Source organism: Streptomyces sp. NPDC002888 (genome assembly GCF_042888465.1).
GTDB lineage: Bacteria > Actinomycetota > Actinomycetes > Streptomycetales > Streptomycetaceae > Streptomyces.
Genome location: NZ_JBIAPU010000014.1, coordinates 1 through 20,814, shown reverse-complemented (window position 1 = coordinate 20,814; position 20,814 = coordinate 1). Strand labels below are relative to the sequence as shown.

Annotated in this window: 14 protein-coding genes and 1 pseudogene; 7 read left to right on the top strand and 8 right to left on the bottom strand. The window is 73.9% G+C overall.

The genetic code is table 11. From position 1 onward, the window contains the following. Positions 1 to 8 precede the first annotated feature (8 nt). Both ACFYWX_RS22850 and ACFYWX_RS22845 read right to left on the bottom strand, forming a co-directional pair. Complete coding sequence (locus ACFYWX_RS22850) at positions 9 to 932, bottom strand: aminoglycoside phosphotransferase family protein (protein WP_389425908.1); 924 nt, start codon at positions 930 to 932, stop codon at positions 9 to 11. Between the two features lie 297 nt (positions 933 to 1,229). Beyond that, positions 1,230 to 1,754 carry a metallophosphoesterase family protein gene (locus ACFYWX_RS22845; protein WP_389425907.1) on the bottom strand — a complete coding sequence of 175 codons (525 nt, stop codon included), beginning with the start codon at positions 1,752 to 1,754 and terminating at the stop codon, positions 1,230 to 1,232. Positions 1,755 to 1,913: 159 nt separating this feature from the next. Here ACFYWX_RS22845 and ACFYWX_RS22840 point away from each other — a divergent pair, with 159 nt between their 5' ends. Then, positions 1,914 to 3,830: a glycosyltransferase gene (locus tag ACFYWX_RS22840; protein WP_389425906.1), complete on the top strand. Its 1,917-nt coding sequence runs from the start codon at positions 1,914 to 1,916 to the stop codon at positions 3,828 to 3,830. A 230-nt stretch (positions 3,831 to 4,060) separates the two neighbouring features. Then, on the top strand, positions 4,061 to 4,654 hold the full coding sequence (rfbC, locus tag ACFYWX_RS22835) for a dTDP-4-dehydrorhamnose 3,5-epimerase (protein WP_389425905.1): 594 nt from the start codon (positions 4,061 to 4,063) through the stop codon (positions 4,652 to 4,654). Between the two features lie 24 nt (positions 4,655 to 4,678). On the opposite strand, the gene ACFYWX_RS22830 is transcribed toward rfbC, so the two are convergent. From ACFYWX_RS22830 to ACFYWX_RS22810, 5 genes are read right to left on the bottom strand one after another with little or no spacing between them, the layout of a single operon-like run. Beyond that, positions 4,679 to 5,482, bottom strand: a complete 804-nt coding sequence (locus ACFYWX_RS22830) for a class I SAM-dependent methyltransferase (protein ID WP_389425904.1) — start codon at positions 5,480 to 5,482, stop codon at positions 4,679 to 4,681. Next, positions 5,469 to 6,353, bottom strand: coding sequence for a dTDP-4-dehydrorhamnose reductase (gene rfbD, locus ACFYWX_RS22825; protein WP_389425903.1), 885 nt, complete (start codon positions 6,351 to 6,353; stop codon positions 5,469 to 5,471). Before rfbD ends, ACFYWX_RS22830 begins: the two co-directional genes overlap by 14 nt. Further along, a complete protein-coding gene (gene rfbB / locus ACFYWX_RS22820) occupies positions 6,350 to 7,330 on the bottom strand; it encodes a dTDP-glucose 4,6-dehydratase (protein ID WP_389425902.1) in 981 nt (326 codons plus the stop codon). Before rfbB ends, rfbD begins: the two co-directional genes overlap by 4 nt. Then, positions 7,327 to 8,394, bottom strand: a complete 1,068-nt coding sequence (locus ACFYWX_RS22815; RefSeq protein ID WP_389425901.1) for a glucose-1-phosphate thymidylyltransferase — start codon at positions 8,392 to 8,394, stop codon at positions 7,327 to 7,329. The genes rfbB and ACFYWX_RS22815 overlap by 4 nt, the downstream gene beginning before the upstream one ends. A gap of 43 nt (positions 8,395 to 8,437) precedes the next feature. After that, the gene (locus ACFYWX_RS22810; RefSeq protein WP_389425900.1) at positions 8,438 to 10,897 is read right to left on the bottom strand and encodes a SpoIIE family protein phosphatase; all 2,460 of its coding nucleotides are present in this window, start codon (positions 10,895 to 10,897) and stop codon (positions 8,438 to 8,440) included. Between the two features lie 194 nt (positions 10,898 to 11,091). On the opposite strand from ACFYWX_RS22810, the gene lanKC reads away from it, so the two are divergent. The 4 genes from lanKC to ACFYWX_RS22790 all read left to right on the top strand — a co-directional run bounded on the left by lanKC (position 11,092) and on the right by ACFYWX_RS22790 (position 17,719). Then, positions 11,092 to 13,815, top strand: a complete 2,724-nt coding sequence (gene lanKC / locus ACFYWX_RS22805) for a class III lanthionine synthetase LanKC (protein WP_389425899.1) — start codon at positions 11,092 to 11,094, stop codon at positions 13,813 to 13,815. A gap of 55 nt (positions 13,816 to 13,870) precedes the next feature. Then, entirely contained in the window at positions 13,871 to 13,987 is a 117-nt protein-coding gene (locus ACFYWX_RS22800) for a SapB/AmfS family lanthipeptide (protein ID WP_133925142.1), read from the top strand. Between the two features lie 91 nt (positions 13,988 to 14,078). After that, positions 14,079 to 15,845: an ABC transporter transmembrane domain-containing protein gene (locus ACFYWX_RS22795; RefSeq protein WP_389425898.1), complete on the top strand. Its 1,767-nt coding sequence runs from the start codon at positions 14,079 to 14,081 to the stop codon at positions 15,843 to 15,845. Continuing rightward, positions 15,842 to 17,719, top strand: coding sequence for an ATP-binding cassette domain-containing protein (locus ACFYWX_RS22790; protein WP_389425897.1), 1,878 nt, complete (start codon positions 15,842 to 15,844; stop codon positions 17,717 to 17,719). The genes ACFYWX_RS22795 and ACFYWX_RS22790 overlap by 4 nt, the downstream gene beginning before the upstream one ends. On the opposite strand, the pseudogene ACFYWX_RS22785 reads toward ACFYWX_RS22790, so the two are convergent. Further along, positions 17,642 to 18,226 (bottom strand): annotated as a pseudogene (locus ACFYWX_RS22785) (LuxR C-terminal-related transcriptional regulator); the annotation flags it as partial. The gene ACFYWX_RS22790 and the pseudogene ACFYWX_RS22785 sit on opposite strands and share 78 nt — an antisense overlap. A 206-nt stretch (positions 18,227 to 18,432) precedes the next feature. Between ACFYWX_RS22785 and ACFYWX_RS22780 the strand changes: the two are divergent. Next, the gene (locus ACFYWX_RS22780) at positions 18,433 to 20,592 is read left to right on the top strand and encodes a SpoIIE family protein phosphatase (RefSeq protein ID WP_389425896.1); all 2,160 of its coding nucleotides are present in this window, start codon (positions 18,433 to 18,435) and stop codon (positions 20,590 to 20,592) included. The last annotated feature ends 222 nt before the right edge of the window (positions 20,593 to 20,814 follow it).

The window sequence follows — 20,814 nt, the reverse complement described above, 5'->3', positions numbered from 1 at the left end:
CCCCTCGCTCACCCTCCGTAGCGGCGATGGTCCGTGATGACCGCCTCCAGATGGCGCAGCGCCGCCGTGACCCGGGTCGGGTCCTCGCGGAAGAACGGGTCCTCCGGCACCGGGAGTGATCCTGCGAGGGCCCAGCCCCTGCCGCGCGCCCAGGTGGCGTCGTCGGTGTTTACGGCCTCGCGGAAGGCGGGCAGTGCCGTGGCGGGGAGGAACATCCAGGCGGGCAGCAGGTCCACCGCCGGGTCGGCCACGGCCAGCGTCCCGAAGTCGATGACCGCGCTGAGCCGGCCGCCCCTGACCAGGAGGTTGCCGGTCGCGAGGTCGCCGTGGATCCACACCGGGGGCTTCTGCCAGGCGGGCGCGGCAAGGGCCGCCTCCCACACCTCCGTCACCGCCTCGACATCGACGAGGCCCGTCTTCCGCAGCGCCTCGATCTTGGGCCGGACCCGGGCGTCCGCGGCCAGGGAGTCGCGGGCGTCCCCCATCGGGACACCGCGGAAGGCGTTGCTCTGCTCCGGGCCGGGCCCGCCGGTGGCGTCGACGCCCTGGAGCGCGGTGATGAAGCCGGCGAGGTCGAGTGCCGTCCGGACGGGGTCGGCGAGGTCCTCGGTGGTCGCCGTCTCGCCCTCCAGCCAGCGGTACACGGACCACGGGTACGGGTAGCCCTCGCCGGGTTCACCCTGAGCCACCGGCTCCGAGACGGACAGCGGCAGGTGCGGGGCGAGGCGGGGCAGCCAGCGGTGCTCGCGCTCGACCTGGCCGGCCCAGTGGGCATAGCGCGGCAGCCGTACGGACAGCTCGTCGCCGAGCCGGAAGGTCGCGTTGTCCATGCCGGACCGCGGGACCGGGGCGACGGGGAGGTGCGCCCAGCGCGGGAACTGGGCGGCGAGGAGACGGCGGACGAGAGAGGCGTCGATCAGCACGGGGATCATGCCAGCGGGTCCGGGGCGGCGCGTCCACCGAATTTCGCCGCGTCCCCTCGCCTTTTCGCCTCGCCGTACTTCTTCGGAATTCGCCGCGTTTCCACCCGGTTCCAGGGATTGGGGCGGGCCGAGAGGGGTAGTCACGCCTCAATGGAACAGGCGGGTCCGCCTGCTCCAGACCACCCCTCACCCAGGGGAAGGAGGTCCGTTGACAAGGCACCAGTCGCGAAGCCGGGCCGCTTCCGGGCGAGAGGAACCGGAGCGGCCCGGCCCCTGTCTGTGCCTCCGGGGCCAGGGTCCGGCGGATCATGCCGCAGACGCGGGGCCTGGCACGCGCGGCGGCAGCCGGTGCAGTTCCACGTCGGTGAGGCGGCCGTCGGTCAGCGTGGCGGTCATGTACGTGCAGTGGGGCTGACGGCGGCGGTCGGTCGGTGAGCCGGGGTTGAGCAGGCGCAGGCCGGTCGGGGCGGCGGTGTCCCAGGGGATGTGGCTGTGGCCGAAGACCAGCACGTCGAGGTCGGGGAAACGGGTGGCACACCTGGCCTCACGGCCCTGGGCGGGGCCGGTCTCGTGGATCGCGCCGAAGCGCACCCCGTCCAGCTCGGCGTACGCCACCTCGGGCAGCCGGGCGCGCAGCTCGGGGCCGTCGTTGTTGCCGTACACCGCGATCAGCCGTCGGCTGCGGCTCTCCAGCAGGTCGAGAGTGGCCGTGTCGACCCAGTCCCCGGCGTGGAACACGACGTCGGCGTGCGGGAGCGCGGCGAGCAGAGGTGCGGGGAGTTCCCGGGCGCGCTTGGGGAGGTGGGTGTCGGACATCAGGAGCAGACGCACGAGGCCAGGGTAGGGGCCACGGCCACAGCGTCGCGATCCGGCCACTCCCTCCCCCGTGGCCGAAAAGGTGGACATCTTCTCCCCCAGGGTTAGCATCGGGCCAGGCGCGCGCCCCAGCAGTCACGCGCACGGCAACCGACCCGAGGGGGCCAGGAGCCCATGCCGGTCAAGGTCAGCGTCATCGTTCCCGTGTACAACCCCGGGCCGTACATCGAGGACTGTGTGGCGTCGCTGTTGCGGCAGTCGATGCCTGCCGACGCGTACGAAGTGATCTTCGTCGACGACGGTTCCACCGACGAGACGCCGGCCCGGCTCGACGCGCTCGCGGCCGAGGACCCCCGCTTCCGGGTCGTCCACCAGGAGAACTCCGGCTGGTCGGGCAAGCCCCGCAACGTGGGCATCGCCGCGGCCCGGGGCGAGTACGTGATGTTCGTGGACAACGACGACCACCTCGGCGACGAGGCCCTGGAGCGGATGTACGCCTACGGCGTGGCCAACGGCGCCGACGTGGTCGTCGGGAAGATGGCCGGCAAGGGGCGTGGCGTGCCGGTGGAGCTGTTCCGTACGAACCGTCCGCGCGCGAGCGTCGAGAACGCGCCACTGATCGACAGCCTGACCCCGCACAAGATGGTCCGCCGGGCGTTCCTGGAGCGCATCGGTCTGCGCTTTCCCGAGGGCAGGCGGCGGCTGGAGGACCACGTCTTCGTCGCGGAGGCGTATCTGCGCGCGGAGAACGTCTCCGTGCTGAGCGACTACGTGTGCTACTACCACGTCAAGCGTGACGACGAGTCCAACGCGGGCTTCCGGCGCTTCGAACCTGCGGGCTACTTCAAGAACCTCCGGGAGGCCCTCGACGTCGTCGAGCGGTACACCGAGCCGGGGCCGCTGCGGGACAGACTCTTCCGGCGCTGGCTGCGCGTCGAGATGGTCGAGCGGCTGCGCGGACGGCGCTTCCTCAACCTGCCCGAGGACTACCGCAAGGAGCTGTTCGAGGAGATCCACGGGGTCGTCGTCGAGCGGTTCGGGCCGGGCGTGGCGGCGGGGCTGCCGCCCGCGCAGCGGGTCGTCGCCGCGCTGGCCGCCGCCGACCGGTTCGACGACGCCGTGGCCTTCGCTGAGTGGGAGGCCACCCTCGCTCTGCGGGCGGAACCGCAGGACGTGGAGTGGCGGGACGGGGTGCTGAGGGTCGGCTTCCGCGCCGAGTTCGTACGGGACGGGCGGCCGGTGGAGTTCCCCGCCGGCCCGTTCTATCCCGGTGAGCCTCCCTTGGACGTGTCCGAAGCGGTGACGTGGGTGAGCGCGGACGCCGTCGAGCGCTTCGCCGGGGCCCCGGCCGATCTGCAACTGAAGGAGAGATCCAGCGCCGCGCCGTACTTCCAGCCGGTGGAGGTCACCCGGGAGACGGTTCCGGTCGGCGACGGCACGCGCGTGCGGCTGGTGCTGCGTGTGACGGCCACCGTAGATCCGGCTCGCGCGGCGAGCGGTGGTCCGCTGGGGGACGGTCTGTGGGACGCCTTCGTGCGGGTCAGGCTCGGTGGCTGGACCAAGGAGTGCCGGCTGGGCCCGGCCGCGCGGACGGCCCGTCCGACGCCGTACGCCGGGGTCGTGGACGGGCTCGTGGTCCTGCCGTACTGGACGCGCGCGCACACGAGCCTCGCCCTGGACGTCGGTCGCGCGGGCCGGCGGCTCGGCCTCGGCCGCGTCACACCCGGGGACGTCACGGTCGAGGGCGGGCGGCTGCGCATGGTGCTGCCGCTGTACGTGCCCCGTGCCACGGGTGTGCTGCTGCGGCTGACCGGCGCCGGCGCCGCCGTCGAGGTACCGGGCACGCTGAGCCCTGCCCTCCCCGGGCTGGAGGTCGCCCTGCCCGTCGGCAAGGTGGCCGGGACCCGGCGGGCCGCGCTGTGTCTGGCCCCGGACGCCGGGCCGCCCCGCTTCCACCCGCTGCCGTTCGCCCTGCGCTTCGGGACGGGCGGGGCCCGGGTGGTGCCGGTGCCGCGGCCCAGTCCGGCGCGGCGGCTGGCGGGCAGGGTGCGGCGGGCGCTGCGGGCAGCCGTCGCGGGCCGCGGAACCTAGTGCCCCAACAGGCAGCGTTCGCCCCGTCGCGACGCCCGGCACGCCCTCTCGCCGCACCGGCCGAAAACCCAAGTACATCCAGTACGAGGACTTCCGGCCGGCACACCGAGAGCACGCACCGGACGCCGCTCCTTGACGGGCAACGCTGCCTGCCGAGGCACTACCCGCCGGCGCGACGGCGGGTGCGTAAAAACGGGGAGAGCAGGCGGGGAACGGAGGAGACGAACGGCATGCGGCCCCTGGAGATAGCGGGTGGCTGGGTCCTCGAGCCCCAGGTCTTCCCGGACGAACGCGGCAGCTTCCACGAGTGGTACCGCGGTGCGGAGTTCCGCGAGGCGACCGGCCACGGCCTGGCGCTCGCGCAGGCCAACTGCTCCGTCTCGCGCCGGGGCGTCCTGCGCGGGGTGCACTTCGCGGACGTGCCGCCCGGCCAGGCCAAGCACGTCACTTGTGTGCGCGGTGCCGTCCTGGACGTGGTGGTGGACCTGCGGGTCGGTTCCCCCACCTTCGCCCGGTGGGAGGCGGTGCGGCTGGACGACGTCGACCGGCACGCCGTGTTCCTCGCGGAGGGGCTCGGGCACGCCTTCCTGGCCCTCACCGACGACGCCACGGTGGTCTACCTGTGCTCGACCGGATACGCGCCCGAGCGGGAGCACGGGGTGCACCCGCTCGATGCGGACCTGGGCATCGTCTGGCCCGCGGACATCTCCCCCGTGCTGTCGCCGAAGGACGCGCGGGCACCGTCCCTGGCCGAGGCCGAACGGGCGGGGCTCCTGCCGTCGTACGCGGACTGCCTCGCGCACTACGACGGGCTCAAGGACTGACCCCGCCCCGTCACCACGACGTGCTCAGGAGCTGACGCCCACCTGTTCCAGGGCGCGGCGGACCGGCTGCCAGCCCTGGGCGCGCCGCAGGCCCAGGTTGCGGGCCCGTACGAGGGGCCGCCACAGGCCCGCTTCGAGCAGCGTCTGTGGCCGCACCGCTCCCGCCCGTTCCAGGATCGCCTCGGGCACCTTCTGCGGGTCGGGCACGTCGTACTCCGCCACGATCTCGTCGTACCTGTCGCGCAGCACGGTGTTGCGGGGGTCGGCGCCGAAGACGACGAGCTGGCCGGTGGGCTGGGTGTCGACGAGGACGGTCACCAGGTCGGGGCGGTGGCGGGCGAGGATCTCGGTGAGCTTGTAGACGTCGCCGGTCCAGGCCGTGGTGTGGCGGTCGCGGGCGGCCTCGTCGACGCTGCGGGGCAGCATGTCGTCGAGGACGATCACGCTTCCCCAGCCGGAGTGCCGTTCGACGTTGATGAAGTCGCGCAGCGCGTACTCGAACAGGTGCATGCCGTCGATGAAGGACAGGTCGAGGGTGGTGCGGCGCCAGTGGCCGAGGGGATGGCGGCCCCGGCGCAGGTTGCGCAGCGGATGGCGGCCGCCCTCGAGGTGGGCGAGGGGGTTGGCGCGGGCGAAGAAGTCGTCGCTGGTGGCCTTCACCAGGTGGACGTCGCACCGGAGCTCCGAGGTCACCTTGAAGGCGGGGTCGACCGCGATGCTGGGGACGCGGGAGAGCTTCAGGCTGCGGCCGTCGTTGACGCCGATCTCCAGGTAGTTGCGGTTCGCGGTGACCTTGTGCAGTTCCCGCAGGAACTCATGGCGTTTCACGCAGGGACTCCTTGCGGATCAGGGGCAGTGCTTCGTGCAGGGCGGCATGCCAGTCGCGCAGTGGCGGCAGGCCGGCCTCCTGCCAGCGGCCGTGCGCGAGGGCGCTGTACGCGGGGCGCTGGGCGGGCCGGGGGAAGGCGGCGCTGCCGGTCGGGCGCACCCGGTCCGGGTCGGCGCCGACGCCCCGGAACACCTCGCGGGCCAGGTCGTACCAGGTGGCCTCGCCCGCGTTGGTGGCGTGGAAGACGCCGTGGGTGTCGGGGCCGATGCGCGGGCCGAGGTCGGCGACGCGTGCGGCGACGTCCGCGCTCCACGTCGGCTGGCCCCGCTGGTCGTCGACGGCGGTGACGGTGTCGCGGCGCGCCTGAAGGTCGAGCATCGTCCGTACGAAGCTGCTGCCGTGGACCCCGTACAGCCAGGCGGTGCGTACGACGGCGCTCGCGTCGGGGAGCTCGGCACGCACCGCCTGCTCACCGGCGAGTTTGGTGCGGCCGTAGGCGGTGCGGGGGGCCGGGGGGTGGTCCTCCGGGTAGGGGGTGGTGCGGGCGGCGCCGGAGAAGACGTAGTCGGTGGAGACGTGGATCAGGCGGGCGCCGGTCGCCGCGCAGGCGCGGGCGAGCAGGTGGGGGCCGCCGCCGTTGACGCGCAGGGCGCGTGCCTCGTCGGTCTCGGCGTCGTCGACGGCCGTGTGCGCGGCGCAGTTGACGACCAGGTCGGGCCGGTGGACGGTGAAGGCCCGTTCGACGAAGTCGACCCGGGCGATGTCCAGGGCGCAGCGGTCCAGGCCCACCACGTCCGCGCCGCGCCGGGTCAGTTCCGCCACCGTGTCGCGGCCGAGCATGCCGCCCGCTCCGGTGACCAGCCACCTCATGTCGTCCCGCCGTCCCTGCCGGTGCGCCGTTTCAGGGGCTCCCACCAGGCGCGGTTGTCGCGGTACCAGTCGACGGTCTCGGCGAGGCCGGCCGTGAAGTCCCGGCAGGGGTGGTAGCCCAGCTCGGTGCGGGCCTTGGTCCAGTCGACGCTGTAGCGCAGGTCGTGCCCCTTGCGGTCGGCGACGTGCTCGACCCGGTCCCAGTCGGCCCCGCAGGCGTCGAGGAGGAGGGCGGTGAGTTCCCTGTTGCTGAGTTCGGTGCCGCCGCCGATGTTGTAGACCTCGCCGGGGCGCCCTTGGGTGCGGACGAGGTCGACACCGTGGCAGTGGTCGTCGACGTGCAGCCAGTCGCGGACGTTGCGTCCGTCGCCGTAGAGCGGGACGTCTTCGCCGTCGAGCAGGTTGGTGACGAACAGCGGGATGACCTTCTCGGGGAACTGGCGGGGGCCGTAGTTGTTGGAGCAGCGGGTGACGCGCACGTCGAGGCCGTGGGTGCGGTGGTGGGCCAGGGCGAGCAGGTCGGAGGAGGCCTTGGAGGCGGAGTACGGGGAGTTCGGGCGCAGAGGGTGGTCCTCGGGCCAGGAGCCGGTGTCGATGGAGCCGTACACCTCGTCGGTGGAGACGTGGACGAACGGGCCGACGCCGTGTCTGAGGGCCGCGTCGAGGAGGGTCTGGGTGCCGAGCACGTTGGTGCGGACGAACTCGCCGGCGCCCTCGATGGAGCGGTCGACGTGGGACTCGGCCGCGAAGTGCACCACCTGGTCCGTGCCGGCCATCAGCTTGTCGACGAGGGCGGGGTCGCAGATGTCACCGTGGACGAACTCCAGGCGAGGGTGGCCGAGGGGCAGGTTGTCGGTGCTGCCGGCGTAGGTGAGCCGGTCCAGCACCGTGACGCGGGCGGTGTCGTCGGTGGCGAGCAGTGTGCGGACGTAGGCGGAGCCGATGAAGCCGGCGGCGCCGGTGACGAGGACGTTCATGTGTGGATCTGCACCTTGCTGTGGTCGCCGAGCACGAGGCGGTGGGCGCTGGGGACGACGGGGGCCGGGGTGACCTCGACGTGCCGGCCGATCAGGGAGTTCTCGATGCGGCCCACGCCGTGGATGGAGGAGTCCCGCAGCACGATGGAGAACTCCAGTTCGCTGTCGGTGATCCGGCAGTTCTCGGCGATGGAGGTGAAGGGGCCGACGTAGGAGTCGCGGACCTCGGTGCCGGCGCCGATGACGACGGGGCCGACGACCCGGGAGTTCACCACGCGGGCGCCCTCCTCCACGACGACCCGGCCGATGGTCTCCGAGCGGCCGTCCACGTCGCCGTCGATGCGGCGTTCGACGCTCTCCAGGACCGTGCGGTTGACCTCCAGCATGTCGACGACGTTCCCGGTGTCCTTCCAGTAGCCCTTGACGAGTGTGGAGCGCACGTCGGCGCCGGTGTCGATCAGGTGCTGGATGGCGTGGGTGATCTCCAGTTCGCCGCGCCTCGACGGCGAGATGGCGCGCACCGCCTCGTGGATGACCGGCGTGAACAGGTACACCCCGACGAGGGCGAGGTCGCTCTTGGGGTGGTCGGGCTTCTCCTCCAGGCCGACGACCTGACCGCAGCCGTTGAGTTCGGCGACGCCGAAGGCACGGGGATCGGGCACGCGGGTGAGGAGGATCTGTGCGTCGGGGCGGGTGTGGCGGAACGCGTCGACGAGGCCGGTGATGCCGCCGACGATGAAGTTGTCGCCGAGGTACATCACGAAGTCGTCGTCGCCGAGGTAGTCCCGCGCGATCAGAACGGCGTGGGCGAGGCCGAGGGGCCTCGCCTGCGGGAGGTAGGTGACGTCCAGGCCGAAGGAGGCGCCGTCGCCGACCGCTTCCCGGATCTCGTCGGCGGTGTCGCCGACGATCACGCCCACCTCGGTGATGCCGGCCGCGGCGATCGATTCCAGCCCGTAGAAGAGCACCGCCTTGTTGGCCACGGGCACGAGTTGTTTGGCCGACGTGTGCGTGATCGGCCGCAACCGCGTACCGGCGCCGCCGGACAGCACGAGAGCCTTCATCTGCTTCACCATAGCCATGATTGGCCGAAATGGAACCTTGCCCTCAGCTTGTGGAGTGCCCTAATGGGAGCTCGCACCAGACCTGCTTGCCGCCGCTGACCGGCACCGTTCCCCAGGTGTCCGACATGGCCTCGACGAGGAGGATTCCCCGGCCGCCCGTGGCCTCCCAGCCGATGTCGGACGGCTTGACGGGAGAGCGGGGCGAGGAGTCGGTGACGGCGACGCGCAGCCGGTGGTTGTGCAGGATGAGGTCGAGGCGGACCGGGCCGCCGGTGTGGACGAGGGCGTTGGTGACGAGCTCGGAGACGACGAGCAGGGCGGAGTCGATGTCGTCGTCGGGCATGCTCCAGCCGCGCAGGACGCGCCGGGTGTAGCGGCGGGCGTGCCGGACCGCCTCGGGGACGCGCCACACCGTCCAGGTCTCGCGCCGTGGGCGTACGGCCATGCCGTCGTAGCGCATGAGGAGCAGGGCGATGTCGTCGGCGCGGCGGGCGTCGCTGAGGAGGGCGTCGGCGACGAGGCCGAGGTGGGAGGGGTCGGATTCGGCCAGTTCGCGGGCGAGCCGCTCCATCCCCGTGTCGATGTCGGAGTCGGGGGACTCGACGAGGCCGTCGGTGGTGAGGGCGACCACGGTGCCGGGGCGCAGGGAGAGGGGGCTGAGGGGGAAGTCGGCCTGCGCCAGCACGCCGAGCGGCGGGCCGCCGTCCGCCTCCGCGATCTCCGTGGTGCCGTCGGGGTGGCGCAGCACCGGGGGCAGGTGTCCGGCGCGCACGCACCAGGCGGTGCCCTCCTCCATGTCGACGTCGACGTAGCAGCAGGTCACGAAGAGGTCGGTCTCCAGCTCCACGAGGAGCCGGTTGGCGTGGGAGACGACCACGTCCGGGGGATGCCCCTCGGCGGCGTAGGCGCGCAGGGCCGTGCGCATCTGGCCCATGAGGGTGGCGGCGGCCGCGCTGTGGCCCTGGACGTCGCCGATGACGAGGGCCACGTGGTGGTCGGGCAGCGGGATCACGTCGTACCAGTCGCCGCCGACCTCCAGACCCGCGGTGGTGGGCAGGTAGCGGGCGACGGCGACCGCGCCGGGCAGTGTCGGCAGGCGGCGCGGGAGGAGCTGGCGCTGGAGCATGCCGACCAGTTCGTGCTCGGCGTCGAAGGCGTGGGCACGCATCAGGGCCTGCCCGGCGAGGCCCGCGGAGGCGGTGAGCAGGGCGCGTTCGTCGGGGCCGAAGTCGTGCGGGGTGTCCCAGCCGATCAGGCAGGCGCCGGCCATGCGGCCCGCGGCGGGCAGCGGCAGCACGGCGAGGCCGCCGGGGCCGACCTCGGCGAGGGCGGGTTCCAGGGCGGTGCCGGCGGGCCAGATCTGGGCGCGGCCCTCGCGCAGGGCGGCGGCGAGGGTGGGCATGGAGCGCACCGGCGCGTCGGGCCATTCGGAACGCCACTCCAGCCGCCACAGCTCGGGCCACGACTCCGGTTCGGGCGGGTCGAGGACCGTGACGACGAGCCGCTCGTTCTCCAGTTCGGCGAGGGCGATCCGGTCGGCCCGTAGCGGCTTGCGCAGGGCGGCGACCACGGCCTGGCTGACCTCGCGGACCGTGACGGCGGTCGCCAGGGCGGCGGCCAGGCGCTGGACGCGGGCCACGTCGGTGACGTCGGAGCGCAGCGTGGAGGCGTCGGCGACGGTGCCCACGAGCCGGGCCGGACGGCCGTCGTCGCCGGTCAGCATGCGGCCGCGCAGCCGCAGCCACCGGGGCGGTCCGGTGGGCTGCAGGACGCGGAACTCCAGTTCGCGGTCGCCGATGGACATGTGGTCGGCCTCGACCACGGACATCAGCGAGGGCAGGTCCTCCGGGACGGTGAGGCCGAGCAGGGTCTCGACCTTGCCGTCGAACTCCTCACGGGTGAGACCGAACAGCTCCAGAATGTCGTCGCCGACCTCCACGCGGCCGGTGTCCATGGCGAGGCTGAAGGCGCCCCCGGTGAGTTCCTCGCCGACGGCGGGCCGGACCGGGCCGGGGCAGGTGACGGCCTCGGCGACGAGCGCCAGACACGCGCGGTCCTCGGGATCGAAGCCGCCGGGGCTCTCGGTGACGGCGAGCAGACAGCAGCCGTCGGCTTCGCTCTCACGGACGGGCAGGGCGGCCAGGAAGACGTCCTGGGACGCCATCCGTCGCGACTCGGCGCACCCGGCGAGCTCCGCGGGGCCGAGCCAGACCGGCTCCGCGGTGCGGTGGGCGTCGGCGGCCGGGGAGCGCCCGGCGACCGGGTAGCTCTCGCGCAGCCCGTACAGCGTCCTCGGGACACCGACCGACTCGACCAGGCACAGCAGGTCGCCTTCCGCGCCCGGCGCGTAGAGGGCGGCGAGCGTCGCGCCCGTGAAGACGAGAACCTGTTCGAGAGTGCGGCGCACCCGTTCGGGTGATTCGGGGTCACTCGCGAGCGTCTTGAGGGCAACCTCGGCACGCAGAGTCCTCGTTCTGCGTCCGGCGGCGCCCTCACTGACCACGTCCGTATTACAGCGCTTATGAGACGTGTGCGCAGCCCCTGTGACTGTTCGATGAACACTCGGTTCCCGGCCCGTTCGAAAGGGCCGAACATGTCTTGACACGTGCGTACCGCACGGTGATCTCGTGACAGCGGTGACTGTCCGGACCCCTCGACCGGCTGGAAGTCTCGGTGCCGGGTCACGGAGGGGGACGCATGGACAAGCGGTACGAGGTGTACGCGCTGGCGGACGGGCACTTCTACGACACGCCGGACCGCCTCTCGGCGGGCGGGGCGCAGGCCGCGCCCCTGTTCGAGACGGCGCGGCGCGCCCTCCCCGACGGCTGGGCGGCGGCCCGGATCGGGGACTGGCTGACGCTGACGCCGAACGGCCCGGACGGCGAACCGCTCGCCGGACCGGCCCAGGGCTGGAAGATCCACGCCTCGGCCACCCGGGGGAACGCGGACGAGATCGCGGCGATCGTGTGGGACTACTGCGTGCCCCGGCGGATCCCGTTCAAGTTCGTCCCGGGCCCGCACCTCCTCCACCTGCGCAACACCAAGTACGCGGCCCGTGACGGCAGCGGCAAGTTCGTCACCGTCTACCCGGCCGACGAGGAGCAGCTGCACACCGTGCTGGGCGAGCTGGGCGACCTGCTCAAGGGCTACGACGGCCCGTACATCCTCACCGACCTGCGCTGGTACGACGGCCCGCTCTACGTCCGCTACGGCGCTTTCGCGCGCACGTTCGTCGTCGACGAGCGGGGCTCGCTCGTGCCGGCGGTGCGGGACGGCGGGGGCCGGCTGGTCCCGGACCGGCGGGCGCCTTCTTTCCAGGTGCCGGAGTGGGTGACGCTGCCGGCGTTCCTCGCACCGCATCTCGCGGCGCGCAACACCACGACGGTGGGCGAGCTGCCGTACCGCATCGAGAAGGCGCTGCACTTCTCCAACGGCGGCGGGGTGTACGCGGGCACCGACACGCGGGACGGGCGCAAGGTCGTCCTCAAGGAGGGGCGGCCGCACGCGGGGCTCGCCGCGGACGGTGCGGACGCGATCGCCCGGCTGGAGCGGGAGAAGGAGGCGCTGGAGCGGGTGGCGGGGACCGGTGTGGTGCCCGAGGTGCGTGACTGGTTCGAGCTCGGCGGCCACCGCTTCCTGGTCATGGACTTCGTCGAGGGCCGCCCCCTGAACTCCTTCTTCGCCGAACGTCACCCGCTGCTGACGCCGGACCCGGATCCCGGGGCCGTCGCCTCCTACACGGCGTGGGCGCTGCGCATCCACCGGGCGGTCGAGGAGGCGGTCGAGGCGCTCCACGCGCGCGGGATCGTCTTCAACGACCTGCACGTCTTCAACATCATGGTCGCCCCCGACGGGGAGTCCGTCCGCCTGATCGACTTCGAGGCGGCGGCGCCCGTCACCGAACAGGGCCGCCAAGTCGTCGCCCACCCCGGCTTCTTCGCGCCGCCCGACCGCAGAGGCGTCGACGTCGACCGCTACGCCCTCGCCTGTCTGCGGCTGGCCCTCTTCCTCCCCGTCACCACCCTGTTCGTGGTCGACCGCGACAAGGCGGCCCACCTGGCGGAGGTCGTCGCGGAACAGTTCCCGGACGTGCCGCGGCGGTTCCTGCAGGAGGCGGTCGCGGAGATCACCCGGGCGCCGGGGGCGGAGCGACCGGGTGCCGGGGAGGCGTCGGGTTCGGCCCGCCGGGCCGGCCTCGCCGCCGAGGAGGGCCCGGCCCGTCCGGCCGCCGCGAAGGCACCGCGAGCGGCGCGGCTCGTGGGGGCGTCTCTTGTGTCGCCCGGCGACTGGCCCTACAGCCGGGACTCGATGGTGAAGGCGATCCTCGCCTCGGCGACGCCGGAGCGGGACGACCGGCTGTTCCCGGGGGACATCGCGCAGTTCTCCGACGGCGGCGGGCTCGGTCTGGCGCACGGTGCGGCCGGGGTGCTGTACGCGCTGGCCGAGACCGGCGCCGAACGGTACGACGAGGGTGAGCGCTGGCTGCTGGAGCACACCGAGCCGCCGCCCCCGGGCACGCCGCTCGGCCTGTACGACGGTCTGGCGGGCGTGGCCCTGGTCCTGGACCGGCTCGGGCACCGGGGCCGGGCGCTGGACCTGGTCGACGGCATCCTCGCGGAGAAGTGGCAGAAGCTCTCCTCCGACCTGCACGGCGGACTGGCCGGGCTGGGCCTCGTGCTCGGCCACCTCGCGGAGACGACGCGCGAGGCGGAGCTGCGGGAACGGGCCGCCGAGGCCGCCCGTCTCCTCGTACGACGGCTCGCCGAGCCGCGCCCCGACGCGCCCCGGCGACGGGCCGGGCTGCTGCGGGGCGCGAGCGGGCCCGCGCTGTTCCTGCTGCGGCAGTACGGGCGGACCGGCGAGCCGGAACTGCTGGAGGCGGCCGCCGGGGCGCTGCGCCAGGACCTGGAGTGCTGCATGACCCGGGAGGGCGGCGCGCTGGAGGTCGACGAGGGGTGGCGGACCCTGCCCTACCTCGGCGACGGCAGCGTGGGCCTCGGCATGGTCCTCGACGACTACCTGGCGCACGCCGACGAAGCCGGCAACGCCCCTGACACCGTCGAGGAGTTCGAGCGGGCCCGCTCCGGCGTCGTGACCGCCGCCACCTCACGCTTCTACGCCCAGCCCGGCCTCTTCCAGGGCCGCGCCGGGATGATCCTGCACCTCGCCCGCACCTCGGCGCCCGGGGCCGGCGCGGACCGGCTCGCCGAGCAGATCGCCGGGCTGGGCTGGTTCGCGATGTCGTACCAGGGCCAACTGGCCTTCCCCGGGCACCAGATGATGCGGCTGTCGATGGACCTGGGCACCGGAACGGCAGGGTGCCTGCTCGCGCTCGGCGCGGCCCTCGACGCGGGGTCCACCGCTCACCTGCCGTTCCTGCCGCCGCTCGGGCGGCCCACACAGCGCGGCTCCGCGACCTGACGGAGTCGTGACACCACCCCGTCCCCACGGATGGACACCGAAGGAAGGAACCGAGATGGCACTTCTCGACCTGCAGACGATGGAGTCCGACGAGCACACCGGCGGCGGCGGGCAGAGCACGGTCAGCCTGCTGTCCTGCATCAGCGCCGCCAGCGTTCTGCTCTGTCTCTGACGGGCCCCGTTCATCCCGGCCCCGGGCGGTCCACTCCCACAAGGGAGGGCCGCTCGGGGTCCCGTCCCTCACACGCGGGGGCTGCTGCCGCATGACGACCCGTGGCGACGACGAACAGACGGCCCGAGGCACGCACCGCGAGACGCCCCCCGCCGACGATGACCGAGCGGCCGCGGACGCACATGCGCTGGCGCGCCGCGCCGGGCGGCACAGTGGGCGGCGTTGCCTCGCGCTGTGTCTGGTGAGTACCACCGCGACCGGTGTGGGTCTGGCGCTGCCGGCCGCTCTGGGGCGGGCCCTGGACCTCCTGCTGGCGCACGCCCCGGCGACCCGTTGGGTGCTGTGCTGCGCCGCACTCATACTGCTGCTCGCGCTGCTCGACGCGGCCGGGACCGTCCTCACCGGCACGGTCGACGCGCGGACGACGGCCTGGTTGCGCGGGCGGCTGGCCGGGCATGTGCTGGCGGTCGGCCCGCGGGCCGCGGGCCGCTTCGGCTCCGGTGACCTCGTCGCCCGGCTCGTCGGCAACGCCGCGCAGGCGGGAACGGCACCCGCCGCGCGGGCCTCGACGCTCGCCGCTACGGCCGGTCCCGTCGGCGGTGTCGTCGCGCTCGCCGTGATCGACCCGTGGCTCGCCGCCGTGTTCCTCGCCGGAGCCCCCGTGCTGTTCCTGTTGCTGCGCGCGGTCGCCCGGGACACCTCGACGTGCGCGGCGCACTACCAGCAGGCGCAGGGGCGGATCGCGGCCGCGCTCACGGAGGCCGTCGGCGGACACCGCACCATCCGGGCGGCGGGTACGGCCGGAAAGGAGACGGCGCGGATCCTGCGACCGCTGCCCGAGCTGTCCCGCGCGGGACACCGCATGTGGCGGGTGCAGGGGCGGGCCGCCGCCCGGGCCGTCGCCGTGGCGCCGCTGCTCCAGCTCGGGGTCGTCGCCGTGGCCGGAGTGCTGCTCACCCGGCACCGGCTGACGGTGGGCGAGGTGCTCGCGGCCTCCCGGTACGCCGTCCTCGCGACGGGGGTCGGCGTGCTGGTCGGACAGGTGGCGGGGCTGGCCCGGGCCCGTGCGGCCGCCGGGCGCCTGGCCGAGGTCCTGGCCGAACCCGCCCCCGCCCACGGGAAGCGACGGCTGCCCGACGGACCGGGCCGACTGGAGCTGCGCGGAGTGAGTGCCCGGCGCGGCGGACGCACCGTACTCGACGGGATCGACCTCGTGGTCCCCGGCGGCACCACGCTCGCCGTGGTCGGCCGTTCCGGCACCGGCAAGTCCCTGCTCGCCGCACTCGCTGGGCGGCTGACCGACCCGGACGCCGGAGAGGTGCTGCTCGACGGGGTGCCGCTGCCTCAACTCCCCCACGACGACCTGCGCCGCGCGATCGCCTACGCCTTCGATCGGCCCGCCCTGCTCGGCGGCACCGTCGAGGACGCGATCGGCCTCGCCCTGTCGTCCCCCTCCCCCGCCCGCGTCCGGCAGGCGGCCCGCGCCGCCCACGCCGACGACTTCGTCCGCCGCCTCCCCGACGGCTACGCGACCCTCTGCGCCGACGCCCCCCGCTCCGGGGGCGAGTCCCAACGCCTCGGTCTCGCCCGTGCGTTCGCCCATGGCGGCCGCCTGCTGATCCTCGACGACGCGCTCTCCAGCCTCGACACGGTGACGGAGGCCCGCATCACCGACGCCCTGCTGAGCGGCGGCACGAGCGGCACCCGGCTCCTGGTCGCCCACCGCGCGGCCACGGCGGCCCGCGCCGACGCGGTGGCCTGGCTGGACGGCGGACGCGTACGCGCGGTGGGACCGCATGAGCGGCTGTGGCGGGACGCGGAGTACCGAGCGGTGTTCGGACAGGGGGTGGGGTCGTGACGGACGGGATCCACCGGCGCGGCCTGCGGTTCCTGCGGGGCCGTCGGCCGGTTCTCGTGCGGCTCGCCGGGTGGTCCGTGCTGGAGACGGGGCAGACGTTCCTCATCGGCTACGCACCGGCGCGGGCCCTCGACGCCGGGTTCCTGCGAGGGCGTCCGGAGGTCGGGCTCGGCTGGCTCGGGGTCGCCGGGATCGGGGTCGTGCTCGGCGCGTACGGCACCGCGCGGGTGTACGCGGCGGTCGCGGCGCTCGTCGAGCCGCTCAGGGACCGGCTGGTCGAGCGGGTGGTCGGGCGCGGGGTGCGGGAGGGGGACCACCGGGCGCTGTCCGGGCTCACCCAGCAGACGGAGATCGCGCGGGACACCTTCGCCGGTCTGGTGATGGTGTCGCGCTCCTTCGTGTTCACCGCGGTCGGCGCTCTCGTCGGCCTGTTCTCGCTGGCCCCGCCGCTGCTCCTGGTCGTCGTGCCCCCGCTCGCGGCCGGGGTGGCGCTGTTCGCGGCGACGCTGCGACCGCTGGCCCGCAGGCAGGAGGCGTTCCTCGTCGCCGACGAGGCTCTCGCGGGGCATCTCGGCACGGTCTGCCCGGGACTGCGGGACGTCACGGCCGCCGGCGCGGAGGAACGGGTCGCCGCGGACACCGCCGTCCGCGTCGACGCCGAAGAGCGCGCCGCGCGTTCCCTCGCCCGTTGGAGCACCCTGCGCGTGGCCTCCCTGGCGATCGGCGGCCAGCTCCCCATCGTCCTGCTCCTCGCCACCACCCCCTGGCTGCTCCGCCACGACGTCACCCCCGGCGCCCTCCTCGGCGCCCTCGCCTACGTCACCCAGTCCCTCCTCCCCGCCCTGACCAACCTGGTCCACGGCCTCGGCACGAGCGGCTCACGCCTGACGGTGGTGCTGCGGCGGCTGACGGCGCAGGGCACGGATCACTCCCACGGGACCGGCGGTGCCCACCGTGCCCCCAGCGCCGAATCGGCCGCTGTCCCGGGCTCCCCCGACAACACCACCCCTGCCCCCGCCTTCTCCCTCTCCTCCCTCACCTTCGCCTACGGCCCCCACAGCGCCCCCGTCATCGACGGGCTGGATCTCGCCCTCCCCGCCGGGTCCCACCTCGCCGTCGTCGGCCCGAGCGGCATCGGGAAGTCCACACTCACCGCCCTGGTGGCCGGGTTGCTGGAGCCCGGGCACGGGACGATCCAGGTGTGCGGATGGCCGGTTCCGGGGGTCGAGACCTCGGCGCGGCGGGTGTTGATCCCGCAGGAGGCCTACGTCCACACCGGCACCCTCGCCGAGAACCTCGCCTACCTCCGCCCGGACCCCGTGCCCGAGGCGGAGCTGCTCGAGGCGGCCGACGCGGTCGGACTGACCCCGTTGCTGGAACGGCTCGGCGGGCCGGCGGCCGAGGTCGACCCCGCGGCGCTCTCCGCCGGTGAGCGGCAGCTCGTCGCGCTGACCCGGGCCTATCTGTCGTACGCCCCGCTCGCGTTGCTGGACGAGGCGACCTGTCATCTGGACGCGCGGGCGGAGGAACGCGCGGAGCGTGCCTTCGCCAGGAGGCCGGGCGGCACGCTGGTCGTCGTGGCGCACCGGATCAGCTCGGCGCTGCGCGCACACCGGATCCTGGTCATGGACGGTCCACGCACGGCGTACGGCACCCATGAGGAGCTCATGCGCGACTCGGCGCCGTACCGCGAGCTCGTCGCGGGCCGGCCGTCACAGCCAGCCCTCCCCCTGCGAGATGCGGATCGCGTCGATGCGGTTGCGGGCGCCGGTCTTGCGGGTGATGGCCGCCATGTAGTTCCGCACGGTCCCGTGGGAGAGATGCAGGCTCCCGGCGATCTCCGCGACGGACGCTCCCTCGGCGGCCAGGGATAAGACGCTCAGTTCGCGCCGGGTCAGCGGCATCTCGGCGGCCTTGAGGAAACCGAGGCCCAGCGAGTCGTCGACGAAACGTTTCCCCTCGGCGACCCGGCGGATTCCGCACACCAGGCGCTCCGGCGAGCCCTCCTTGTCGACGTAGCCGAGCGCCCCCGCCTCGACGGCCCGCTTGAGCAGCCCCGGTCTGTTCGCGGTGGCAAGCACGAGCAGCCTCGGCGGCGCGTGGTCCGGGCCCGGCCGGGACAGCTCGCCGAGCGGCGGGATGCCGTAGGAGTCCGAGCACTCCAGGTCCGCCGCGCACACATCGGGTCGTACGGACCGCACCAGGCCCGGCGCGCCGGGCCACGAGGTGTCGTGGACCCGCAGGTCGGGTTCACGGCCCAGCCACTCCGCCAGAACCGATCGCACCAGACACGCGTCGTGCACCAGAAGTACCCGGATCACTGCCACCCCTTCAGCTCGCCGTACGGCCTTTTGTTTCCGCGGTGTTGAGCGCGTGCCCATTGTTGACGCCCGCGACCGTTCGTGGGCGCGAAGAACCGGCCATCGGGGTGCGCGGGGGCGCATGTGCGGCGCCCGTTCGCTGCCGCGCGCTTCGACTGTGGGGGCATGGCCGGGCGGCGACGGGGTAGAGAGCGGCGCCGCTCGCCGTGCGCGTCGGGCCGCAAGGGGGGAGATTTGTCCCTGGGACCGCGCGGCCGGGCGAGGAGGTGGTCGGCGTGTCCGACGGGCAGACGTCCCGGCAGGCGCCGGCGGCCGCCAGGCCCCCGGTGGACCAGCCGCTGCTGTCGCTCGCCCTGACCACGATGATGGACGCCGTCCAGGCGCACTCCGGGGCGGTGTACCTGCGGGCGCCCGACGAGCCTGTGCTGGAGATGGCGGTGATGGCGGGACTGCCCCGGGCGTTCGCGGCGCCCTGGGAGCGGGTCGGGCTGAGCGCGCCGATCCCGGTCGCGGAGGCGGTTCGCCGGCGGCGGCTGGTATGGGTGGGCGGCGAGGAGGACATGGCGACCCGCTATCCGCGCATCGCCGTGGTGCTGCCCTACCCGTTCTGCCTGGCCGCGCTGCCGGTGGCGACCGACTCCACGGTGTACGGCGCGGTCTTCCTGACCTGGCCCGGCTCGCATCCGGCGGAGCTGTCGGAACGGGAGCGGGAGCAGCTGACCGCGGCCTGCGACCGGCTCGCGCTGCGGCTGGAGCGGGCCGCCGCGGAGAGCCGTTCGCTGCGCGCGGAGCCGGATCTGCTCGGGGTGGCGCCGGCGGGGGGTGTGACGGGCACCCTCGGCACGGTGGAGGCGGCGCGGATGGTGGCGCGGCTGCCGTACGGGCTGTGCTCGCTCGATCTGGACGGGCGGGTCGGGTTCGTCAACGCGGCGGCCGCCGACCTGCTCGGCGTGCCGGCGAGCCGCCTGCTCGGCGCCCAGCCGTGGGCGGCGGTCCCCTGGTTGAACGATCCGATGTACGAGGACCGGTACCGGGCCGCGTTGATCAGCCAGCACGTCACCTCGTTCGTGGCCCTGCGGCCGCCCGGCGACTGGCTGTCGTTCCGGCTGTATCCGAGTACGACGGGTCTCAGCGTCCGTATCAGCCGGGCGCGGGCCGTGTCGGAGATGAACCGGGCCGGGCCGCAGCCCGGGGACGCGCCCTCACGGCTGGTCACCATCTCGCAGGTGCTGAGTCTGGCGGCGGCGCTCACCGAGGCGGTGGGCGTGCAGGACGTGGTGCAGCTGGTGGCCGACGAGATCCTGCCCGCGGTGGGCGGTCAGGCACTGGTACTGCTGGGGTCGCGGGCGGGTCGGCTGCACGTGCTGGGACACCGGGGATATCCGGATCCGCATATCGTTGAACGATTCGACGGGATGCCGTTGGCCTCGCCGACACCGGGTACGCATGTCCTGCGCAACGGGGTACCGGCGTTCTTCGAGTCCCGGCAGCAGCTGGAGCGGCTGTATCCGACCCGGCCCTCGACACCGGACGGCTTCGCGGCGTGGGCGTACCTGCCGCTGATCGCCTCCGGGCGGCCCGTGGGCACCTGGGCGCTGTCCTACGCGGAGCCGCATCACTTCCCGGCGGACGAGCGGGCGGTGCTGACCAGCCTGGGCGGGCTGATCGCGCAGGCGCTGGAGCGGGCGCTGCTCTACGACGCCAAGCATCAGCTGGCCCACGGGCTCCAGGCGGCGCTGCTGCCCCACTCCCTGCCGCCGCTGCCGGGCATCGACGCGGCCGCGCGCTATCTCCCGGCCACGCGGGGCATGGAGATCGGCGGCGACTTCTACGACCTGGTGCCGACGCCTCCGCTGGCGGCTGCGGTGATCGGGGACGTGCAGGGGCACAACGTCACCGCGGCCGGGCTGATGGGGCAGATCCGCACGGCGGTACGGGCGTACACGACGGTCGGTCAGGAGCCCGGGGAGATCATGCGCAGCACGAATCAGCTGCTCATCGACCTGGGCGCGGACCTGTTCGCCAGCTGCCTGTACCTGCGGCTCGATCCCGGGCGCGGTCGGGCCGTGATGGCCCGCGCGGGCCACCCTCCGCCGTTGCTGCGCCGGCCTGACGGCCGGGTCCGCGTCCTCGATCTGGCCGGCGGCCCGCTCCTCGGCATCGACGGCTCGGCGACGTACCCCACCACCGAGGTGAACCTCGCCCCCGGCTCGATCCTCGCCCTCTACACCGACGGCCTCATCGAATCACCCGGCGTCGACATAGAGGACGCCCTCGCCGACCTGTCCCTCCGCCTCACCGAATCCGCCCACCGCCCCCTCGACGAACTCGCCGACACCCTCATCCACCGTCACGCCTCCGCTGAGGAACGCCTGGACGATGTGGCGTTGCTGCTGTTGCGGGCGCAGGGAGAGGAGGAAGGGTGAGGCGGGCGACTGGAGACGGTCGCAACGCCAACCGCCGCCCACAGGGAGTGTGGGCGGCGGTTGGCGTTGCGGTGGCCAGCAGGTGGGTGGGGGGGGGTGGGGGGGGGGGGGGGGGGGGGGGGGGGGGGGGGGGGGGGGGGCCGGCCCGGCGGGGGGGGGGGGGGGGGGGGGGGGGTTTTTTTGGTGGGGGGGGGGGGGGGCGGGGCGGGGGGGGGGGGTGGG

What these genes read in the sequence shown, in the direction of transcription:
- ACFYWX_RS22850 (WP_389425908.1), bottom strand. Translation starts at nt 932, where the DNA reads ATGATCCCCGTGCTGATCGACGCCTCTCTCGTCCGCCGTCTCCTCGCC.
- ACFYWX_RS22840 (WP_389425906.1), top strand. Translation starts at nt 1,914, where the DNA reads ATGCCGGTCAAGGTCAGCGTCATCGTTCCCGTGTACAACCCCGGGCCG.
- rfbC (WP_389425905.1), top strand. Translation starts at nt 4,061, where the DNA reads ATGCGGCCCCTGGAGATAGCGGGTGGCTGGGTCCTCGAGCCCCAGGTC.
- rfbD (WP_389425903.1), bottom strand. Translation starts at nt 6,353, where the DNA reads ATGAGGTGGCTGGTCACCGGAGCGGGCGGCATGCTCGGCCGCGACACG.
- rfbB (WP_389425902.1), bottom strand. Translation starts at nt 7,330, where the DNA reads ATGAACGTCCTCGTCACCGGCGCCGCCGGCTTCATCGGCTCCGCCTAC.
- ACFYWX_RS22815 (WP_389425901.1), bottom strand. Translation starts at nt 8,394, where the DNA reads ATGAAGGCTCTCGTGCTGTCCGGCGGCGCCGGTACGCGGTTGCGGCCG.
- lanKC (WP_389425899.1), top strand. Translation starts at nt 11,092, where the DNA reads ATGGACAAGCGGTACGAGGTGTACGCGCTGGCGGACGGGCACTTCTAC.
- ACFYWX_RS22800 (WP_133925142.1), top strand. Translation starts at nt 13,871, where the DNA reads ATGGCACTTCTCGACCTGCAGACGATGGAGTCCGACGAGCACACCGGC.
- ACFYWX_RS22795 (WP_389425898.1), top strand. Translation starts at nt 14,079, where the DNA reads ATGACGACCCGTGGCGACGACGAACAGACGGCCCGAGGCACGCACCGC.